This window comes from Nostoc sp., assembly GCF_036917375.1.
In the GTDB taxonomy this organism is placed as follows: domain Bacteria; phylum Cyanobacteriota; class Cyanobacteriia; order Cyanobacteriales; family Nostocaceae; genus Nostoc.
The window spans coordinates 27,343-47,163 of sequence record NZ_JBALDN010000043.1 but is presented as its reverse complement, the minus strand read 5'-3'; the positions used below and the strand labels follow the sequence as shown (position 1 = coordinate 47,163).

The window sequence follows — 19,821 nt, the reverse complement described above, 5'->3', positions numbered from 1 at the left end:
TAAAAAGCCAAAACACAGAGGTACTGGACAACGAGTTGAAACTCCTAAATTTCATATCACTAATCAGTTTTTCAGCCTTAACTGAACCGTATTGGTCTGAATCCTGACAAAATTTAAGTTTTAATAAGCACCATGTTTCCTCACAAGTTCCTCAGATTCTTTTTATAACTTCAATATAGAGATACTTAACTATTGCAATTATTTAGCTTAAGAGTTTACAGCCTTCTTGCGTTGGGGTATTTCGGCAAAAGCTAGACCAAATCTTTTGTTAGCGAAGGTATTGAAGCTTAATTCTACTTTTGCATCTATAGGAGAGTTCTCTCATGGATTTTACAGAGAAAGTGCCATTTTTTAATCTCAAGAATTTAGGCTATTACAGGTGAGTCCTACGTAAGTGATGCTATACCTACACTAAGTGAATTCCTGCCACAGTTAAAAACGATTTAGTTTCTAAATAAAGTAAACCTTCTAGAGATTTATCCTGCACTAGTTAAATAGTTGGGGGAGATGCATTTTGACTGCATTTTCCATGAAAAAACAACTTTAACAACATAGGTACAATCAATATGAACTTTAAACAATTTGGTGTATTACTGTCTCTAACTACAATTCTTGGAATGAATGTGCTTACGACCAAGGTTTTGGCTGAAGAACCTAGTATTACTTTTGGAGATGCACTCGGTTCTGGTGGATGTAGTGTTGCCGATCAGCTTCCTGGAGAGGATGGTAGAAGCTTATCGATCATCTTGGATAACTTTAGTGCATTCAATGGTCAGCGTCAAAAGTGTATTTTACGCGTTCAAACTTTTATTCCAAGTGGTTTCATCGTCCAAGATGTACAAGTACTGTACCAAGGAACTACTGATATTGATAGAGGAAGTAAAGGTACCAGCTTAAACAGAACTTATAGCTTTAGTGGTGGTGCTCTTGGTCAAGCCGTAGCTCCCCCTAAAACTACTAAGTTTACATCTAGTAAGGCATTTGCGGAGCAAGATGAGATTACTGTTCTAGCTGCTACAGGTTTATGTAGTGGTGGTGGGCAAGGACTATTAGGTATTAATATGATTGCACAATCCTCGCGAGGAAGTTCTATTTTCGTTGATACAGCCGATATCAATGCTGGGGATGTAAGGCTTTATTTTGACCTAAAACGTTGCTAGTCCTCGCTTTTAGCGATTCTGCGGATAGATAGTGATACACCGCACCAAATTCCAAATTTGGTGGTCTTCAATGAGTGATGGGTCTAAATCCCCCACTCATTGAATCTACCGAATGTATTCTTCTTTAAGATTACAAATTTTTGTTGACGGAGAGGAAGTTATGTTGAGATTAAGTGATGCACGTAATTTTTTCATGTTAATGTGCTTGTTTTTTTTCTATTGTTATGATGCCAATTCATCTAGCACTGCTGCTGCAATAGACAACCAGCCAAAATTTTTGGTTAATAGGAGATGTAATATAAGTTTCGATCCGCAAATAAATCAGTTTACACTTAGCTCTCCTATAACTGTAAATGCACAATCGCCAAGGGCTAGATGTATCGTTAGAATTAATACTTCTAATACTCAAAAGCAATTTAGGCTCGTGCCTTTAGCTTTAAAAGGTGTAGTAAAGAAAGCACCAGCACAAGTAGCTATCACATCATTTTTACTTGGCGATCAACCAACTCCATATCAAATGATCTATGGAAGTGCGATGAATTTTGATTTGACTAATCAAATACTTCCAACGAACTATACAACTACAGGAAAAAGTGTTTTAGGCGTTAATTTAGTATTAACAACAACCGGAGGAGAATTAGAATTGACAGAAATGAAGTTTGTACTTCAACAACAATAAAATGTGGTTTTATTGCTTGATGGTTCTTTTACTTCTTTAGCTGTTTTTTACGTGACTTCTCCAGCCCGAAAAATCTGTTCAGCAGTCAAATTCAACTCTGGGAATGCTGGCGAGTGAATGCGATTGCTTCCCCGAAATTGCCTAACTTGATACTCACCTTCAATTAGTTGGTAAATCGAGATAGTTGGTTGTTTAGGATTGCCAATAAACCGTCTACCACCTAAACCTAGATAGTCTACAATCCAGTATTCAGGTATTCCGACCTCTTCATATTTACCTGCTTTGGTAAAATAGTCGTCTCGCCAGTTGGTACTTACCACTTCTATTATCAAAGGAATTGATGCCGCTTGGCTTACAGTAGATTCTTTTTTCCACAGAGGTTCATTTACTAAATTAGAGTTATTTAACAACAGTACATCTGGTGAGTAAGCTGCTTCACTCTGAGTCGGTTTAATGAATGCTGTTTTTGGGATGAAATAAGGTAGTTTTAAACGTTTATATTCTGTAACTATTTCCCCACCTAAAAATCCAACAATCTGTTCATGTTCGCCTGTGGGAGGAGCCATTTCAACAATTACTCCGTCATGCAGTTCATAGCGTCGTTGTGAGTTTTCTGGATACCAAGCAATAAATTCATCAAATGTTACTTGTTTGGCTAAGGCTTGAGTCATTTTGCCCTCTTTATGTCAAATTTGACCCCTCTCCAAACCTCTCCCCGACACGGAGAGAGGCTTAATCAGGGAACTGAAGTTAAACTTTCGCCGCAGTAGCACTTGGTAAACTCACTTTCAATCGCTTAAACATAGCTTCTCGTGCTTGTACAGCAAGGCTGTCGTCAAAGGGTTCTAAGGTAATTTCCTGCTGATACTTTAGCCGCAGCGCTGTTTGAATTAACCAATCGGCGACAAAAGGATTTTTCGGTAACAATGGGCCGTGGGAATAAGTAGCGATCGCATTCTGATAAAATGCTCCTTCTGTCCCATCTTCACCATTATTTCCCAAACCGTACACCACTCGCCCTAAAGCTTCCACTTTTCCTAGTTTGGTACGTCCACCGTGATTTTCAAAGCCTACCAAATAAGGTGTGCTACCCGTCATCTCTTTTAAATCTCGCGCTAGGCGTGAAGCTGTTACTTCAATTACCAAGTTACCAATACAGCGCTTAGTATTTTCACCAGGATGCACGGAAACTAAATCGAGTATTCCTAAACCATCAATCCGTTGTCCCAAACCTGGTTCATAATAATGTCCCAGTAATTGGGGTGAACCACAAGTAAATACTCCTGGTGTACCATTTTCGATTTTGTCGCGCATTGCATCAGCTTTTGCACCTTGCAAATCACGCATGACAATTTCTTGCTGACGATCTTGTGCGCCACCACCAACGATTACATCTACACTTTTAATATCTGCGGCTGTGGAATTTTGATCCAGGGGTAACACTTTAACATCGTATCCCCGCCACTCGGCGCGACGTTCTATAGTAATTACATTACCGCGATCGCCATAAGTACTCATCAGCGTTGGATAAAGCCAACCAATTGTTAATTCCAAATTTTGAGAAGTCATATTCATAATTCGTAATTAGTAATTCGTAATTCGTAATTGGATTAGGTGTTGGGAACTGGGGAATGGGAAAAATTTCTCTAATTCCCACTACCCAATTTAAAGAATTTTCCGACCAGTCAGAACTTCTCGCACTTCTAGCATGGCTGAGTAGGTTGGCAGAATATGCAAAGTTTCATTCTCTGGTGTATGCTCTAATGCAGTTGCGATCGCTTGTCGCAAATCTTCTTCGACTATTAAATTTAAGTTACTCTCAAGGGACTTTTGGCTGTAACGTAGACGTAGTGCCATATCGTAGACGCGATCGCCACTCACTACTAAAGTCCCGCCACGTTCGACTAGTTTCTCGGTATCCACGTCCCAAATCCAGGATACATCAGTGCCATCGGGCGTGCGATCGTTCAATACCAGCAGTGTGGTTTTATCTGTGCTTTGAGTAACTACGCGAATAGTTTCATTCGTTCCCACAGGATTTTTTGATAACAATATTCGCACTCGTTTACCGTTAATTACTAAATCTTCAGCCCGACCAAAAGCAGCTTGGAAGTTGTTAATAGTATCTCTGATTGTTGCTTCATCAACTCCTAACTCAATAGCCGCGGTTGCAGCCGCTAAAGTATTATATTTGTTGTATAAACCAACCAGAATTTGCGACCATTCAGTACTTTCCAGAGTCGGTTTACTTTTACTAAAACCACACTTGGGACAAGTAAAATCTCCCAAATGAGACAAATAAACACCCTTGTAATCTAAAGAATGTCCACATTTGGGACAATAAATAGAATCAACAGCGTGAGGAATTGCTTCTAGATAATGTTCTGGTTCATTCAAGCCAAAGAATAACACCCGTTGGGGTAACTGCTGACCGAGGTTAGATAAAGTTGGGTCATCAGCATTAGGAATTACCACCGTTTCTGCTGGTAGGGTAGAAATAACTTTTGTCCAACGCTTACTAATTGTGTCTACTTCGCCGTACCTATCGAGTTGGTCGCGGAACAAGTTTAAACAGAGAATGATTCGGGGCTGGAGTGGCGCTAATACTTTCGGTACAATATTTTCGTCAACTTCTAAAATGGCGTAATCAGTATTTAGCGTACCTAGTAAGTTGGTGCTTTCCAACAGCGCTGTCATCAGGCCATTTTCCAGATTTGCACCCGTAGAATTATGAGTGACACGAAAACCCTTGCGTTCTAATATCGTGCATAAAAGCAGCGCTGTAGTAGTTTTGCCGTTAGTACCAGCAATTAAAATCACCCCGTTTTTAACTTGCTGACTCAATAATTGTAAGAGTTTGGGTTCAATACGACGAGCAATCGAGCCTGGTAATACACTAGCAGCACCCAGACGGAGCGATCGCACTATAAAAGTGATACTCTTTGCCACTGACACCGCGAAACCCAATCGCAGCCTATCTATGAATTGTATTTTGTTTCCCACATCTGTACCCTAGTCTTCTGACGGTTGTTAATTAAAAGTGCAAATTTAATCTTGTGAGTTTAGCGAATCCTGGCTGAAAAAGCCAGTATTCGCAATTTTGAATTTTAGACTTTTCTGCGGAATGCTACACGCTGCTTGCTTCCCCCGAAGGGTACGGCTACGCTCAGTCGAATGATTTTGGATTGCTGCGCTACTTTACCTCTGTTTTGAATTCTGCGTAGCGATACCAGCCACTTGCGAGAGATAATCTCAGTAGGCGTTATCTTAAAAAATAGTGCGTGGGCGTAATTACATATCCAGCCCAGTTGGCCGAATTTAGCACAAACTCACAACAAGTAGTAGCTTGCAAGGTTCCTTTTGATGAATAGCACAAAGTTTCTTTTTTTACATAAACAAATTACTAGCTGGCAAAGGTGGTTGTCCAAATGCCTGTTGTTGCTTGTAAGTCTTTTCATTATAAGTATGCAACCTGCATCTGCTGGTCTGAATAATGATTTATATGATGGCAACATCTTTGTCGTTTATGCTGGCAATGGTTCATTGGTTCCTCCCAGACAGACACTCGCACAGACTTTAGCGGAACATAAACCCGTATTTTTGGCTTTTTATCTGGATGATAGTAGCGATTCCAAAAGATATGCCATTTCCATTTCACGGGTACAGGAATTCTACGGTCGGGTAGCAGAGATTATGCCGATTAATGTAGATACTATCCCGCAGAAAGAGACCTACGACCCAACTGAACCAGGATATTACTATGCTGGGAGTGTTCCTCAAGTCGTGGTTTTAAATAAGTCAGGTGAAGTAGTTTTGAATAAAAAGGGTCAAGTACCTTTTGAAGAGATAGACGATCAATTTCGTAAAATCTTTGATTTATTACCACGTACTGAAACAGCACAGCTAAAGCGGCGAGCCTTTAACGAGTTTAGTAGTGAGTTAGCTAAGTAACTATGGGGTAGACCAAATTGGTCTGCCCTAATTTTTAGTTATATCTGTTACTACATTGCCGCCGATGTCAAAGCATAATATTGAAATATCTGTCTTAACAATTGAGGAAATTAATCCATAGTCTATAGTCCGTAATCAATGTCCATTGTCCAATAATTAACAGAGTGTATTCTGATGTCAAAGGTTTACACCACCCAGGAACTAATTCAAATTTTGGCAGCCGAACGCCAAGCTTGCCTGAAAGGAAAACGCTTAAAGTTAGAAATAAAAGTCTCTGGCAATCCTGTTATTGACCAGTTTATCAGAACTGATGGGTTGCAACAGTTTACTGCCTATCAAGATTTCAAAACTGCAATTCACGAGTATCAGAAAGAAAATCGAGTTTCCGGTATTATTTGGCGAGAAGTGACAGTTAAAGGAAAAAACTTGCACTATCCCGAAATAGATACTGAGTTAATTGCCCTCAATGGTGATTTAGAGATATTAAAAGCCGCTAAAAATTCCATCGTAGAATTTTGGTATGAAGTCACTATAGGAATGGATTTATACTTGAGTTTTAATAATAGTAAACAACACCAACAAATTGTCACATCTGATGTAGAAAGAATTGTTCAAAGAACAGAGTGGGCAAGTTTGTGTAAGTGGGAAAATTCTAACTTTTTGGAAATGATTTTGCAGCTAGGATGGGGTAAACCAGAAGAAGCTTATTATAAACGAGGAAGACCGCGATCGGGTAGTGAATATATTCATGCAGTCAATCCCGGAAATCGCCCCATTGGTTGATTGAATATGTATGGTAGGAATACTGAAACCCACGACAAAATGACGGACATAATTGCGTTTACTTTGCTTTCTTAATAAGGCACTCTATCTGTAACAGAAATTTTACCTGTACAGATAAGTAGTAACATGAAAGTACGTGATGTAATCAAGAGACTGGAAGCTGATGGTTGGTATCTTGCTAGAACTAAAGGTAGTCATCGACAGTTCAAACATCCTGATAAACCCGGTGTGGTTACAGTTCCAGGTAAATTGTCTGACGACTTAGCCCCTGGTACTCTCAGTAGTATTTGGAGGCAAGCACAGTTATAAGGAGAACCGCAATGCAGTATGTAGTGGTGATTGAAAAGGCTGAAGGTAATTACTCTGCTTATGTCCCTGATTTACCAGGTTGTGTAGCTGTAGGTGAAACTTTAGAAGAAGTCAAGCAGATGATTGCAGAAGCTATTGAATTTCATATAGAAGGAATGTTAGAAGATGGTTTACCTATTCCTAAACCTACAAGCATCGCTCATGAGGTTGAAGTTGCAAACTACAGCAAAATCTAATTATAGAAAACTACTAAATTAGTACTAAATAATCCTTCTAGTATTTTGTCAAGTTAGTTTTGAGAGTTTGTAGTAAGAACTTTAGTGCTTAGAAAACAAGGACTAAAGTCCTTACTACGAACTTTATCGACTTTGAACTATGGACTCTTGAGTAGAGTTTTCAAGTTCTGGAAATTCTACTTTGGCAGGTTTCCAACCACCTGCCCAAGCAAGGCACAGATGACGGAAGCGATCGCCCCGCACTTCAAAATTTGGGTACTGGTCAAAACTCGCACAAGCCGGAGATAGCAACACCACAGGCGCTTGATACTGCTTGGCTAATTCTGCCGACTTAGGAATTGCCCTTTCCATAGTTTCCACAATATGGTAGTTATGATACCCCACCTCTCGGAGACGTTTGGCAAATGCGGGTGCAGCAGAGCCAATCAATAACACAGCAGCAGCTTTGGTTTGAATTTGTGCTAGCCAGGCAGTATCATCACCTGCTTTAGCTTCTCCACCAGCAATTAAAATCGCTGGACTGTTAACCGATGCTAAACCTACTTCAGCCGCATCGTAGTTAGTGGCTTTGCTGTCGTTAATGAAATCAATCCCTTCCCATGTGCAGATATGCTCCAAACGATGGGCAACACCAGGAAATTCCCGAACTGCAAGTGCGATCGCATCACGATTAATTCCCGCTAATCTTGCTGTTGCTACTGCCATCAACAGATTTTGCTGGTTATGTTCTCCCACCATTCGCAAACTAGATACTTTCACAATTGGTTCTGGTGCAGAGGTTGCAGTCAATTTTTCCACAACCCAGCCGTCTTCAATGTAAAAGCCTTTTTCGCTAATCAGAAAATCTTTTCCTCTCACACTTGTCCAATAAGCATCAGGCCAAGCACTTAAACCTAACTGGCTCAAGTAGGCATCATCGCCATTGAATACTTGCAATTCCGACTGACGTAATAATTTGGCTTTGATGTTGTAATAGTTCTCTAAAGTCTTATGGCGACTGAGGTGATCCGGCGTGAAAGTCGTCCAAACACCGATCCGGGGAGCAAGAGAGACGGAAGATTCTATTTGATAACTACTAACTTCCGCAATCACCCAATCAACATGATTTTGGATCGCAGTTCCTTCACCTCTGCCCCCCTGCCCCTCGGTAACAGAGCGTAGCCGAAGTGTTGCCCCTCGGTAACAGAGCGTAGCCGAAGTGCTGCCCCTCTGAGATAGGGCAACTTCACAAGCAGCGTAGCCAATATTACCGCAGGCGGGTGCATTTAATTCTGCTGCTTGGAAAATGGCAGCAATTAAAGCTGTGGTAGTAGTTTTGCCGTTAGTGCCAGTAATTCCTACCCAAGGTAGCGATTGTAAATTTCGCCAAGCGAGTTCCATTTCGCCAATGGTTTCAATACCTAGTTGGCGTGCCTCAACTAATACGGGAATATCCCAAGGCACGCCAGGACTAACGACTATTAATTGGGGTAAATTAGCACCATTCAATTCTAGGGATTGTCCTAGTTTTACGGTTATTTGCTCGGCAGCGAGTTCTTGTTGTTGTTCTAGGAGGGTTTCGGAGGTGTTGCCATCACTCAGCTCTACCTCCCAACCTTCCCGTTTCAACAATCTCGCCGCAGCAACACCGGACTTTCCCAATCCAACAACATGAGCTTTGGACATAGATTGCAAGCAGAGTGTCCCTGGTTAAGCACTCCCTATACTAGCCTTTATTGGCAAAAATTACACAAGTTTTTGTTGACTTACGCTACAGATTTTTGACGATCGCACCGAAGTCAGCTAAAACACGGGCATGATTGCGCACTAATCCGAGCAGATGTAGTCGATTACGCTTGATTTCTGGATCGGAGTCCATAACTAAAACGCTATCTGGGCCATCAAAGAAGTTACTAACTGCCGGAGCAATTTTTGTGAGTGCTGCTAGTAACAGTTGATAATTTCGGGTCTGCTGTGCTGCTTGAGTTTGCGGTACTGATTCGATGAGCGCATTATACAAAGCTGCCTCAGAGGGCTTTTGGAATAATTCTTGACGAACTACGGTTGTTGGTTCTAGTTGTTTTGTATCCAAATCACCTTGAGCGGCTAATCGTGTGGAACGGTTAACGGTCTCGTAGATGTTATCTAAGGTACTGTCGTTACGGATTTGTTGTAAGTATAAGGCGCGATCGCGGACATCCAATAAATCTTTTAACGTCCGTTCTGTGTATTCTGGGTCATTTTCTCCCAAAACTGCATTTACCAAATCGTAATCAATCTGCTTTTCTTCTTGTAGTAAAGTGCGGATGCGTTGCAAGAAGAACTCTTGTAATGCTGTAGTTAATGATGCCCCATCTTTGTGATATTTTGCTGCAAAGTCTGTTGCTATCTGCTTCAATAAATCATCTAAATTTATCGGCAAGTTATCAAACCAAACAATTTTAACTACAGCATTAGCAGCACGGCGCAAAGCAAAGGGATCGGATGAACCAGAGGGAATTAAACCTAAACCAAAGATACTCACTAAAGTATCTAATCTATCTGCCAAACCAACAATTTTACCCGTGAGTGTTTCAGGTAAAATATCACCGGCTCCCTTTGGCAAATAATGTTGATAAATTGCCTTTGCTACTTCGGGATCTTCACCGCTGGCTAAGGCATATTTTTCTCCCATAATGCCTTGTAATTCGGGGAATTCATACACCATTTGTGTCACCAAATCTGCTTTACATAATAAAGCAGCACGTTGGATTCTTTGGCTTTGATCTTCTGCTAATTCTAATTGACTGCTAATTTGCTCGGCAATTTGAACTATTCTATCTACCTTGGTACGCACCGAACCCAATTCTTCTTGGAAAGTGACTTTTTCCAACTGCGGTAAAAAGCTTTCTATTGGCTTAGTTAAATCAGCTTCGTAGAAAAATCTGCCATCAGCTAATCTGGCACGAATTACCCTTTCATTTCCGACGGCAACAATATCTGATTTTTTCGGATTGCCGTTAGAAATGGTGATGAAGTTGGGTAATAATTCTTGCTCAAAACTCCCTGGTTTGAAGACAGGAAAATAACGTTGATGAGTAACCATCACTTCAGTAATTACCTCAGTTGGTAATTCTAAAAATTCTGGTTCAAATTTACCAACAACTGCGGAGGGATATTCTACAAGGTTGGTTACTTCCGCTAATAAATCGGGGTAAATTACTGTATACCCGCCTAAATTCTCTACAACTGCATTTACTTGCTCTTTAATCAGATTTACCCGTTCTTCTGGGTCAACGGTGACAAATGCAGATTTGAGAGTGGTAACATAATCAGTAGCTTGGCCAATTGTCACAGGTTCAGGATGCAAAACCCGATGACCTTGGGAAATGCGATCGCTCTGAATCGTTTTAGAACCATTCACTAATTCTAAAGGCAGCACCGTCTCATCTAACAAAGCTACCAACCAACGAATCGGTCGAGAAAACCTCGCATCCCCATTCCCCCAACGCATCAACCGCTTACCTTCTAAACCCCAAATCCACTGGGGAACAAGTTCTGTCAAAATTTCCGCCACAGGACGACCGGGAATTCTTTTTTGCACAAATACAAATTCCCCTTTGTCAGTGGGGCGAACAGAAAGCGCATCCAGTTCCACACCTTGCTTTTTGGCAAAGCCTGCTGCTGCTGCTGTCGGCTGACCATCTTTAAAGGCGGCTTGGGCGGGTGGCCCTTTAATTTCTTCTTCTCGATCTGGTTGCTGCGATGGTAGACCTGTAATCAATACCGCCAGCCGCCGGGGAGTACCGTACACCTGGACATCGCCCTTGAGACCGTTTGCTTCCAGGCTTTGGGGAATGCGTTCCTGCCATTGCACTAAAGCATCACTGAGAAAACTTGCAGGTAGTTCTTCTGTACCAACTTCTAATAGAAACCCAGGCATATAACACTGTTTTCAACTTTGCGTAGCTCAACTTTATCAGTTATTCTCAAGCGATCGCTCGTGATTTTTAGCTGAATCAAAGACTTGACATTTTATGCAAAACTTTATAAAACAAGTGCTTCTCTTCATAGATTCATTACATTACATACCGTGTTTTATGCGGTATTTACGGATATATATTTCTATCGTAAGCTTAGTGTTGATTGATGCACTGATATATGCATCATGACAATCAATTTCGGAGTTATGACCATGAAGAATATTTTCGCCCAAATCACCGCGATCGCAACACTGGTTGCTGCGATCGCGGCTGGTGCTAACAACCCAGCCCAAGCTATTGAATTAAACTTTAACTGGCAAGGTGATGCTGGTTACTCAGCAACAGGTTCATTCAGCTACGACGAAACCACAGCACCAACAATCATTTCAGAACTTGGTAGTGGAGCCACCAACTTTTTACAATCCTTGAATGTCTCCTTCTTAGACCCATCAAAAAATCTTCTGGGAACCTATAACACTGTAAGTGGTGGAGTATCAGAATCTAACTTCTTCGCTTTCAATTTTAATACTTCCACTCAGACATTATTTGGCCCCTTTGATGTCGCCGGAGGAACGGGTGTAATTGGAGAATATTTCTTCCAGGGAACGGTTGGCGACTCTTTGTTCTTACGTCGGGATGTCGATCAACAGGGAACGTCAACAACACTAGATCAAAATTCTGGCTTTATTCAAGTATCCAAAGTCCCTGAGCCTGCTTCTGTGTTGGGTTTGCTAGCATTTGCTGGTTTGGGTATAGCTTCAACTTTAAAGAAAAAGCAAGCCTTTTACTAGAAATTAGGGCTTTCTAGTCAGAGCTTGCCAAATTTACTGAATCTCTATTCTAGCCCTACTAGTTCAGTTAACTAGTAGGGTTATCATATAACCTCATTAAAAATATGAGTGAAATTAATTTTACTTTTACCTCAGCATTTATTACTCAGCACTCAACACTGTTTTAGTCAGCGTCTTTGAACTACTCAAAAAGTGGGATTTTCCTCAATGAATACAATACTGATGACTTGGTTAAAAATACTTCATGTGCCAGTTGAAAAGGCGGAATGAGGGTTATATGCATAACAGTGAATATAATGTTACAATTCCCCAAGTGTAAATTTAAGCATTAGTTCGGAAATAAAGAGATTAACTCTTGTTATAATCACCAGAAAATAAAGTCTATATTTATCAATAAGCTCGCCTATTTATACAAAGTCATATTCTGATTTTTAAGTGTTTTATGCCGGAAAAAATTATCTTTTGAAACCCACAAATAAAATTTATCAGCAATGTTTAACACATTTTTTTTAATTAAACAATTTAACCAGTCAAAATACAGCATTTGTAAATAAATGAGGTAATGAAATACAGAGAGATAAACCAGATATAAACAGTTTCGACCTCTGCTTCCTGCCTCTAAACCTATAGCTTTATGCAAAAGAAAACGCTGTAAGCAATACAAATAGCAGCCCCTACTGGCTATTAATCAGTAATCCGCTCGTCTCATGCTATCTTCACAAAATTCACAAATAATTCATGCATATTCTGATTTATTCCTACAACTATCATCCAGAGCCAATTGGAATTGCTCCGTTAATGACTGAATTGGCAGAAGGACTAGTCAAGCGAGGTCATAAAGTGCGAGTGATTACGGGAATGCCCAACTATCCTCAGCGCGAAGTTTACGATGGGTATCAAAATAAATGGTATCTTACTGAAGAAAAAAATGGCGTTACAATTGCGCGAAGTTACGTCCGAATTAAGTCTAAACCTAACCTCGTGGATCGGCTGTTGCTGGAGTTGAGCTTTGTTTTCACGAGCTTACCTCAAGCCTTTAAAGGTGGGCGGCCGGATGTGATTATCTTAACGGTTCCACCGCTACTAGGTACGTTGCCAGCAACAACATTGGGCTGGTTATACAACTGCCCAGTAGTTCTAAATGTGCAAGACATTTTACCAGAAGCTGCTGTGCGTATCGGGTTATTAAAAAACAAATGGATGATCCGAACTCTTGCGGCTTTAGAGAAATTTGCATATCGGAGTGCACACACTATTAGTGTGATCGCTGATGGGTTTCGTGAGAATTTAGTAAATAAGGGAGTACCTGTTAATAAAATCGTTTGTATTCCCAATTGGGTAAATATAAATTTCATTCGTCCCTTACCGAAACAGAGCAACTCCTGGATATCTAACCATCAACTAAATGGGAAATTTGTAGTACTTTATTCAGGCAATATTGCTCTAACGCAAGGTTTAGAGACAGTAATCGAAGCAGCCGTTTGTTTGCGTCATATCAAAGATATTGTCTTTGTCATTGTAGGCGAATCAAGAGCATTGCAAAGATTGCAGGAATATTGTTTATCAAAGGGAGCAGATAATGTTTTGCTACTACCGTTACAGCCGCGTGAAAAACTACCTGAAATGCTAGCGGCTTCTGATGTCGGGCTAATTGTGCAAAAGCACAATGTGATTTCGTTCAATATGCCTTCAAAAATACCACTTTTGTTAGCGAGTGGTCGCCCAATTGTGGGTTCAGTTCCCGCCACTGGTACTGCTGCTAAAGCCATCGAACTCAGCGGTGGTGGGATAGTTGTTGAACCAGAATCACCCCAGGCAATGGCCGCTGCTGTGCGTGATTTATATGCTAATCCGGCTCTAGTGAAGAAGCTAGGTAACGCAGGAAGACAATTTGCCGAAGAAAACTATTCCTTAGAGCAAGCGCTCGATCGCTATGAGTGGCTTTTTTCTCATATTGTTATCAACCGAAAATCAACCGTGGGTATCTTACCAAAATTCGATTCTAAGAAATCAGTTGTGGATGGTTGAAGGGGATTGAGGATTTCTCACTCGTTAGCTACACAGATAAAACCCCGATTGGAATAAATTAACTCACCCGAATGGGTGATTTAAATATCAACCGATCGGGTGAACTAACTGTAGGAAGTTGAGACTGGTCAAAAATAGGAATCTAGAGAATACTGATTGATTGCACGTCGTTCTTGCTAAGGATAACTTGATGATTAACAGAGCTGAATTAATCGCCGCGTAGCTCGCCGTACCCATACGGGGAAGCATAGCTACGCGTTGCCGGAGCCTCTCGTAGAGAAGTGTCTCGTAGAGAAAGCATTGCTCCAGACTTTTTTCTTCCTTAAGATCAGTATTCAGTACTACTCAAGAGGGATAAACTCATCTATAAATAATACCAATCTCGTTTTCTATGTGGTTATAATGCAAGCAAGCGCTTGCAAACACTCATAAAAAACATTACCATCAAGTACGGCACAAACTTATGCACCCTTGATCTAATCAGCAGCTAAGGTATTTGCAACGACAGGTTTAATCACAGCGACAACGCGAGAAATTACTCCTGTTGCTGCGGTCAATGAGGTAACTTTATTTCGTCATTTCCATAACTAAAAAGCAACTACTCACTTGCTCTAATTACCGAAACGATGCCTTTGGCGGGCTACGCCTACGCTTTAGAGGCAAAAGCTTTAGCTGCAACAACATGAACTGTGCTTTAGCTAAGAAAGAAAGCACTGTGTTTATACTGAGTAACGAAAAACTATAAATTACACTTTAAGAAATTGAACGGAGTTAAGTAATGTACAAATCAACCATAATGTGCTGAATAAAATTGGTTCATTTTAGGTGCTAGACATCGTGAGCGATCGCCCAAATACCCAAACATATTTGTCACCAACATAGAGAAAAAAGGGCTAAAAAACTATTCCAAATAATGCTTTTTTAGCGAAGAGTAGATTGCCCAAGTCTAAATCCACAAGACGAGAAAACGAAGATGTCCCATTCTGAGTTCCCTGACTCTCCCTTACCCATTGAAATAGAACAGCCTGCTGTTACTGATTCTAGTCAAGAGTCGCAAGAATTGCCACAGCGATCGCCTAAGCCACCTAAAAAACGTCGTTGGCCCCTACTATTAGGAATAGTCTTATTAATTGCAGGTGTAGGTTTTGGTTGGCGCTGGTGGCAAACTAGTAATGCTAGCAATGCGCCAGGTGGTGCTGAAGCAAATGCTGGTCAACCTAGAGCAGTTCCGGTCAAGCTAGCGACATTGAAAACTGAAACCGTTCAAGAAAGTTCGGAGTTTATTGGCTCGTTAGAGGCTCCACGTTCAGTAATCATCAAGCCACAGGTTGAAGGGCGAATTACCGATATTTTCATCCAAGAGGGCAATCGCGTTCAACAAGGACAAGTCATAATTAGTCTGCAAAGTGATAATGTCCAAGCTCAATTATTACAAGCTAGAGGCTCACTGCAACAAGCCCAAGCACGTCTGGCTGAACTCAAAGCAGGTACGCGACAAGAAGAAGTTGCCCAAGCTAGAGCGCAATTAGCCCAAGCCCAAGCTCGCTATAGAGATGCCCAATCGGGATCGCAACCAGAAGAAATTGCTCAGGCTGAGGCTCAGATTCAGTCAGCTAAATCTGATGTAGAACTAGCACAGTCACGCGCCAAGCGATACGCACAATTGAGAAAAGAGGGCGCAGTTTCCCAAGATACCTTAGAAGGATATATCAAAGAACAGCAAAGCGCTGAAGCTGCCCTGGTCGTAGCCCAGAAACGGCTAGACCAACTCCGCCAAAGTAGAAAATCCAGTATCAACGAGCTAGCTGGTGCTTTGGAACAACAGAAACAAAATTTAAGACAACTAGAAAATGGTTCCCGTCCAGAAGAAATTGCCCAAGCGCGATCGCAAGTAACTCAAGCAGCTGCCCAAGTTCAAGCGGCCCAAGTTCAATTGCAATACACAAAAGTTCTAGCACCTTTCACTGGCATTGTTGGTGATATTCCAGCAAAGGTGGGAGATTATGTGGAAAAAGCCGATCAACTTACTACACTAACTAGAAACGACTCTTTAGAACTGAATATTTCTGTTCCCGTAGCTGAAGCCAGAAAATTGCGCTTGGGCTTACCTGTGCAAATGCTGGATGTCCAAGACAAACCCATCGCAACGGGTAGGATCAGTTTTATCTCCCCAAATGCTAGTTCCGATTCGCAGACAGTTTTGGTAAAAGCCAACTTTGGCAATTTAAGAAATCGACTGCTTAATCTTCAGTCAGTGCAAACCAAAGTGATCTGGAACGAACGCCCAGGAATCTTAATTCCAGTTACAGCAGTATCTCGCTTGGGTGGAGAGACTTTTGTATTTGTGGCACAAGCGCCGCAGGAAAAGTCTAAACCTGGAGCGCCAGCTTTAATAGCTCAACAAAAACCCGTGAAATTAGGAGTTATTGAGGGGAATAATTATCAAGTTATCGAAGGACTAAAAGCGGGGGACAAAATTGTTGTTTCCGGCATTCTTAACTTAACCAATGGCGCTGCCATTACTCCTGAAACACAAGAAGTTGGTAGCCAGAAGCCTTAGCTGAAGAGGGAAGATGAGGGCACGGGGGCAGAGGAGCAGAGGAGCAGGGGGGAAATAACCAATGCCCAATGTCCCCATCCCCCATGCGCAATGCCAAATACCCAAAGCCCAATTTTTAAACTATGTTTGTTGACTTCTTTATTAAGCGGCCAATTTTTGCGTCGGTATGTGCGATTGTCATCCTTTTAATCGGATTAATCAGTATTCCCACACTACCGATCGCCAGATTCCCAGAAATTAGTCCCACCCAAATCACTGTAACTTCCAACTATAGCGGAGCTAGTGCAGAAGTCGTAGAAAGCGGAGTAACAAATATCTTAGAAAGGCAAATCAACGGGGTTGAGGGACTAAGGTATCTGACTTCTAGCAGCAGTAACGATGGTACTAGTACCATTACAGCCACCTTCGATTCATCGCGTGATAAAGATATTGCGGCTGTGGATGTGCAAAATCGTGTTTCTGTTGCCCAGCCACAACTACCAGACTCTGTGCAACGCACGGGAGTGCGAGTATCGAAAGAATCTAGTAACATCCTCTTAGCGATTGGTTTATTCGCTGAAAATAAAGAGTACGACAATACATTCTTAAGTAACTATGCCGACCTTTACTTAGCAGATGCCTTAAAAAGAGTCAAAGGTGTGAGCAACGTTCAAATTTTTGGCGAACGCCGTTATGCAATGCGCCTGTGGTTAGATCCAACTCGCCTTGCCAATCGGGGGCTAACAACTCAGGATGTAGCGAATGCTTTATCTGAACAAAACTTGCAAGTTGGTGCAGGGAGAATTGGACAAGAACCTGCTCCTGAAGGACAAAGGTATCAGCTTGATGTGCGTGCTGCTAGCCGATTAGCAGAACCATCAGAATTTGAAGAAATTGTCCTCAAAACTGGAGAGGATGGCACATTAGTCAAGCTCAAAGATGTCGGTAGAGCAGAGCTGGGTGCAGAAAACTACAGTTCATTTCTACGATTTCGTGGTAACGATGCTGTCGGTTTAGGGATTTATCAGGTTCCTGGTAGTAATGCCTTGGATGTAGCCAAGGGAGTCAAAGCCGAAATTGCGCGATTGGCTCCAAGTTTTCCCCCAGGCATGAAATATCAGGTAGCTTTTGACACAACCATGTTTGTCGAAGAGTCGATGGCAGAAGTGCTTAAGAGCCTGATTGAATCGGTGGTGCTGGTTGTAATTGTAATTTTTGTGTTTTTGCAGGACTGGCGAACTACTTTAATTCCCGCAATTACTATTCCGCTTTCCTTCATTGGGATATTTGGCTTTGTCAAAGTTTTTAACTTTTCAATTAATAGTTTGACTTTGTTTGGTCTGACTTTAGCATCAGGGATGGTGGTAGATGATGCGATCATTGTAGTAGAGCAAATCAGCCGCTTTATTCAGGATAGAGGTATAAATCCTCGTCGAGCCGCTAGTGAATCAATGAGAGAACTATTTGGCGCGGTGATTGCCACTTCACTAGTGTTGATGGCAGTATTTGTACCAGTGGCATTTTTTCCGGGAACCACAGGCGCACTTTATCGGCAATTTGCGCTGACGATCGCCTTTTCCATTGCGATTTCGACTTTTTTGGCTTTGACTCTGATACCTTCTTTGTGTGGAGTGTTGCTGCGTCAAGGACAAAGACCTTCAGGCTGGCTGGGTTGGATTTTTGGCCAGATAAATCGCTTTCTCGACTGGGTACAGCATAGTTATAAGCGATCGCTTACCTTTCTCGCACGCATCAAAGGTATTGTGATTGGGTTATTTATTGTTTCCTTGGGAATGACTGCTTGGCTGTACATGACAGTACCGACAGCTTTTCTACCCGATGAAGACGAAGGTTACTTCATCACAATTATCCAAGGGCCGCAAGGGGTTTCGTTGCAATATACCAGCGATGTGATTGCACAGGTAGAAAAAGAAATTCTGAAAATTCCTGAAGTAGTGGGGACTTTTGCGATCGGAGGATTTGGTTTTAGTGGTAACACCGCCAATAGCGGCATCATATTTACAACTTTAAAATCATGGGATGAGCGCTCAAAACCCGATCAATCGGTACAGGCGATTATTGGCAGCTTGCAAGGGAAGTTGATGGCAATCCCAGAAGCCAGAGTTTTTCCTGTGAACCCCCCAGCAATTCAGGGTTTAGGCAACTTTGGCGGCTTTGTCTTTCAACTGCAAGACCGCAGAGGTAACAGTGGCTTAGAAAATTTGGTGCAATCGATGGGTAAGTTGCTAGGTAAAGCTAATCAAACACCAGGATTACAAGCTGTATTTAGCACCTTTGCCGCAGATACACCACAATTGCTTGTGGAAGTAGACCGCAATAAAGCCAAATCATTGCAAGTTTCCATAGATGATGTCTTCAGTACTTTACAAACTGCTTTGGGATCGCAATATGTAAACGATTTCAATCTCCAGCAGCGCAATTACCGGGTGTATATCCAGGCAGATCAACAGTATCGTTCCAACCCAAAAGATATTGGTAAACTATACGTTCGTTCTCAAAAGAATCAAATGATTCCTTTAAGTAACTTAGTCACAGTTACTTCGACGGTGGGAGCGCAAACGATAAATCACTACAATCTGTTCCGCTCAATTGAAATTAATGGTGCCGCCGCTCCTGGCTCTAGCTCTGGAGACGCAATTAAAGCAATGGAACAAGTTGCTAAAGAAGTTTTACCAGCAGGTTATGGCTATGAATGGTCAGGGACTGCATTAGAAGAAATAGATTCTGGTGGTTTAGCACCTCTGATCTTTGGATTAGGATTGGTGTTTGTATTTTTGGTGCTAGCTGCTCAATACGAAAACTACATTGACCCATTTATCATTCTGTTATCAGTCCCCTTAGCTATTTTTGGAGCGCTTGTAGCTCAATCGTTACGGGGGTTTTCTAATGATGTTTACTGTCAAATTGGTCTAGTTATGTTGATTGGTTTAGCTAGTAAAAATGCTATTTTAATTGTGGAGTTTGCTAACCAATTGCGAGATCGAGGTCTTTCGATGACCAAAGCAGTAATTGAAGCTTCACAAGAACGGTTACGTCCCATTTTGATGACTGCTTTTGCTACTCTTTTAGGAATTTTTCCCTTGGCTAATTCCACAGGTGCTGGTGCAGGAAGTCGCCAATCTTTGGGAACAGCAGTTTTTGGAGGGATGTTAATCGCTACTTTCTTGAGTTTGTTTGTCGTCCCAATTTTGTATATCGTAATTAAAACGATAACAGAGCGATTTATCAAACCGAATCGGCATCAAGAAATACCAGCAGAAGCAGTGTCATTGAACGGTAACACTGCTATATATTCAACAAAAACTGAGGATTGAGTACTTATCGTTATCGATTGAAGCAAATCAATTTAGGGACTTGCGAAAAAGAAAACTACAGAAGCGATC

At 41.5% G+C, this 19,821-nt stretch carries 15 protein-coding genes; 10 read left to right on the top strand and 5 right to left on the bottom strand.

Annotation, left to right across the window (positions count from 1 at the left end; all coding sequences use genetic code 11):
* Positions 1 to 617 precede the first annotated feature (617 nt).
* Together V7K45_RS11535 and V7K45_RS11530 are read left to right on the top strand one after the other, a co-directional pair.
* Positions 618 to 1,160, top strand: coding sequence for a DUF4360 domain-containing protein (locus V7K45_RS11535; protein ID WP_335003438.1), 543 nt, complete (start codon positions 618 to 620; stop codon positions 1,158 to 1,160).
* A 112-nt stretch (positions 1,161 to 1,272) separates the two neighbouring features.
* Positions 1,273 to 1,839: a hypothetical protein gene (locus tag V7K45_RS11530; protein ID WP_335003436.1), complete on the top strand. Its 567-nt coding sequence runs from the start codon at positions 1,273 to 1,275 to the stop codon at positions 1,837 to 1,839.
* 47 nt (positions 1,840 to 1,886) lie between these two features.
* On the opposite strand, the gene V7K45_RS11525 is transcribed toward V7K45_RS11530, so the two are convergent.
* The 3 genes from V7K45_RS11525 to V7K45_RS11515 form a co-directional block, all read right to left on the bottom strand.
* Complete coding sequence (locus V7K45_RS11525) at positions 1,887 to 2,510, bottom strand: Uma2 family endonuclease (protein WP_335003434.1); 624 nt, start codon at positions 2,508 to 2,510, stop codon at positions 1,887 to 1,889.
* Positions 2,511 to 2,589: 79 nt separating this feature from the next.
* The gene (locus tag V7K45_RS11520) at positions 2,590 to 3,408 is read right to left on the bottom strand and encodes a type 1 glutamine amidotransferase (protein ID WP_335003431.1); all 819 of its coding nucleotides are present in this window, start codon (positions 3,406 to 3,408) and stop codon (positions 2,590 to 2,592) included.
* Positions 3,409 to 3,504: 96 nt separating this feature from the next.
* A complete protein-coding gene (locus V7K45_RS11515; protein WP_335003429.1) occupies positions 3,505 to 4,842 on the bottom strand; it encodes a Mur ligase family protein in 1,338 nt (445 codons plus the stop codon).
* A 360-nt stretch (positions 4,843 to 5,202) separates the two neighbouring features.
* Here V7K45_RS11515 and V7K45_RS11510 point away from each other — a divergent pair, with 360 nt between their 5' ends.
* The 4 genes from V7K45_RS11510 (at position 5,203) to V7K45_RS11495 (ending at position 7,118) form a co-directional block, all read left to right on the top strand.
* The gene (locus V7K45_RS11510; protein WP_335003427.1) at positions 5,203 to 5,790 is read left to right on the top strand and encodes a thylakoid membrane photosystem I accumulation factor; all 588 of its coding nucleotides are present in this window, start codon (positions 5,203 to 5,205) and stop codon (positions 5,788 to 5,790) included.
* A 174-nt stretch (positions 5,791 to 5,964) separates the two neighbouring features.
* Positions 5,965 to 6,573 carry a hypothetical protein gene (locus tag V7K45_RS11505; protein ID WP_335003426.1) on the top strand — a complete coding sequence of 203 codons (609 nt, stop codon included), beginning with the start codon at positions 5,965 to 5,967 and terminating at the stop codon, positions 6,571 to 6,573.
* 126 nt (positions 6,574 to 6,699) lie between these two features.
* Positions 6,700 to 6,882, top strand: a complete 183-nt coding sequence (locus tag V7K45_RS11500; RefSeq protein WP_335003424.1) for a type II toxin-antitoxin system HicA family toxin — start codon at positions 6,700 to 6,702, stop codon at positions 6,880 to 6,882.
* Positions 6,883 to 6,893: 11 nt separating this feature from the next.
* Complete coding sequence (locus V7K45_RS11495; RefSeq protein WP_289796608.1) at positions 6,894 to 7,118, top strand: type II toxin-antitoxin system HicB family antitoxin; 225 nt, start codon at positions 6,894 to 6,896, stop codon at positions 7,116 to 7,118.
* Between the two features lie 123 nt (positions 7,119 to 7,241).
* On the opposite strand, the gene murD is transcribed toward V7K45_RS11495, so the two are convergent.
* Positions 7,242 to 8,783 (bottom strand): UDP-N-acetylmuramoyl-L-alanine--D-glutamate ligase, encoded by a 1,542-nt coding sequence (murD, locus tag V7K45_RS11490; protein WP_335003422.1) that lies wholly within the window; start codon positions 8,781 to 8,783, stop codon positions 7,242 to 7,244.
* 85 nt (positions 8,784 to 8,868) lie between these two features.
* The gene (gene glyS / locus V7K45_RS11485) at positions 8,869 to 11,019 is read right to left on the bottom strand and encodes a glycine--tRNA ligase subunit beta (protein WP_335003420.1); all 2,151 of its coding nucleotides are present in this window, start codon (positions 11,017 to 11,019) and stop codon (positions 8,869 to 8,871) included.
* 252 nt (positions 11,020 to 11,271) lie between these two features.
* Here glyS and V7K45_RS11480 point away from each other — a divergent pair, with 252 nt between their 5' ends.
* From V7K45_RS11480 to V7K45_RS11465, 4 genes are all read left to right on the top strand, one after another.
* The gene (locus V7K45_RS11480) at positions 11,272 to 11,850 is read left to right on the top strand and encodes a PEP-CTERM sorting domain-containing protein (protein ID WP_335003418.1); all 579 of its coding nucleotides are present in this window, start codon (positions 11,272 to 11,274) and stop codon (positions 11,848 to 11,850) included.
* A 738-nt stretch (positions 11,851 to 12,588) separates the two neighbouring features.
* A complete protein-coding gene (locus V7K45_RS11475) occupies positions 12,589 to 13,878 on the top strand; it encodes a glycosyltransferase family 4 protein (RefSeq protein ID WP_335003416.1) in 1,290 nt (429 codons plus the stop codon).
* A 973-nt stretch (positions 13,879 to 14,851) separates the two neighbouring features.
* Positions 14,852 to 16,438 carry an efflux RND transporter periplasmic adaptor subunit gene (locus V7K45_RS11470; RefSeq protein ID WP_335003414.1) on the top strand — a complete coding sequence of 529 codons (1,587 nt, stop codon included), beginning with the start codon at positions 14,852 to 14,854 and terminating at the stop codon, positions 16,436 to 16,438.
* A gap of 122 nt (positions 16,439 to 16,560) precedes the next feature.
* A complete protein-coding gene (locus tag V7K45_RS11465) occupies positions 16,561 to 19,752 on the top strand; it encodes an efflux RND transporter permease subunit (RefSeq protein WP_335003412.1) in 3,192 nt (1,063 codons plus the stop codon).
* Positions 19,753 to 19,821: the final 69 nt, after the last annotated feature.

What these genes read in the sequence shown, in the direction of transcription:
- V7K45_RS11520 (WP_335003431.1), bottom strand. Translation starts at nt 3,408, where the DNA reads ATGACTTCTCAAAATTTGGAATTAACAATTGGTTGGCTTTATCCAACG.
- V7K45_RS11470 (WP_335003414.1), top strand. Translation starts at nt 14,852, where the DNA reads ATGTCCCATTCTGAGTTCCCTGACTCTCCCTTACCCATTGAAATAGAA.
- V7K45_RS11535 (WP_335003438.1), top strand. Translation starts at nt 618, where the DNA reads ATGAATGTGCTTACGACCAAGGTTTTGGCTGAAGAACCTAGTATTACT.
- V7K45_RS11525 (WP_335003434.1), bottom strand. Translation starts at nt 2,510, where the DNA reads ATGACTCAAGCCTTAGCCAAACAAGTAACATTTGATGAATTTATTGCT.
- V7K45_RS11495 (WP_289796608.1), top strand. Translation starts at nt 6,894, where the DNA reads ATGCAGTATGTAGTGGTGATTGAAAAGGCTGAAGGTAATTACTCTGCT.
- V7K45_RS11465 (WP_335003412.1), top strand. Translation starts at nt 16,561, where the DNA reads ATGTTTGTTGACTTCTTTATTAAGCGGCCAATTTTTGCGTCGGTATGT.
- V7K45_RS11500 (WP_335003424.1), top strand. Translation starts at nt 6,700, where the DNA reads ATGAAAGTACGTGATGTAATCAAGAGACTGGAAGCTGATGGTTGGTAT.
- V7K45_RS11530 (WP_335003436.1), top strand. Translation starts at nt 1,273, where the DNA reads ATGTATTCTTCTTTAAGATTACAAATTTTTGTTGACGGAGAGGAAGTT.
- murD (WP_335003422.1), bottom strand. Translation starts at nt 8,783, where the DNA reads ATGTCCAAAGCTCATGTTGTTGGATTGGGAAAGTCCGGTGTTGCTGCG.
- V7K45_RS11480 (WP_335003418.1), top strand. Translation starts at nt 11,272, where the DNA reads ATGAAGAATATTTTCGCCCAAATCACCGCGATCGCAACACTGGTTGCT.
- V7K45_RS11510 (WP_335003427.1), top strand. Translation starts at nt 5,203, where the DNA reads ATGAATAGCACAAAGTTTCTTTTTTTACATAAACAAATTACTAGCTGG.
- V7K45_RS11505 (WP_335003426.1), top strand. Translation starts at nt 5,965, where the DNA reads ATGTCAAAGGTTTACACCACCCAGGAACTAATTCAAATTTTGGCAGCC.
- glyS (WP_335003420.1), bottom strand. Translation starts at nt 11,019, where the DNA reads ATGCCTGGGTTTCTATTAGAAGTTGGTACAGAAGAACTACCTGCAAGT.
- V7K45_RS11475 (WP_335003416.1), top strand. Translation starts at nt 12,589, where the DNA reads ATGCATATTCTGATTTATTCCTACAACTATCATCCAGAGCCAATTGGA.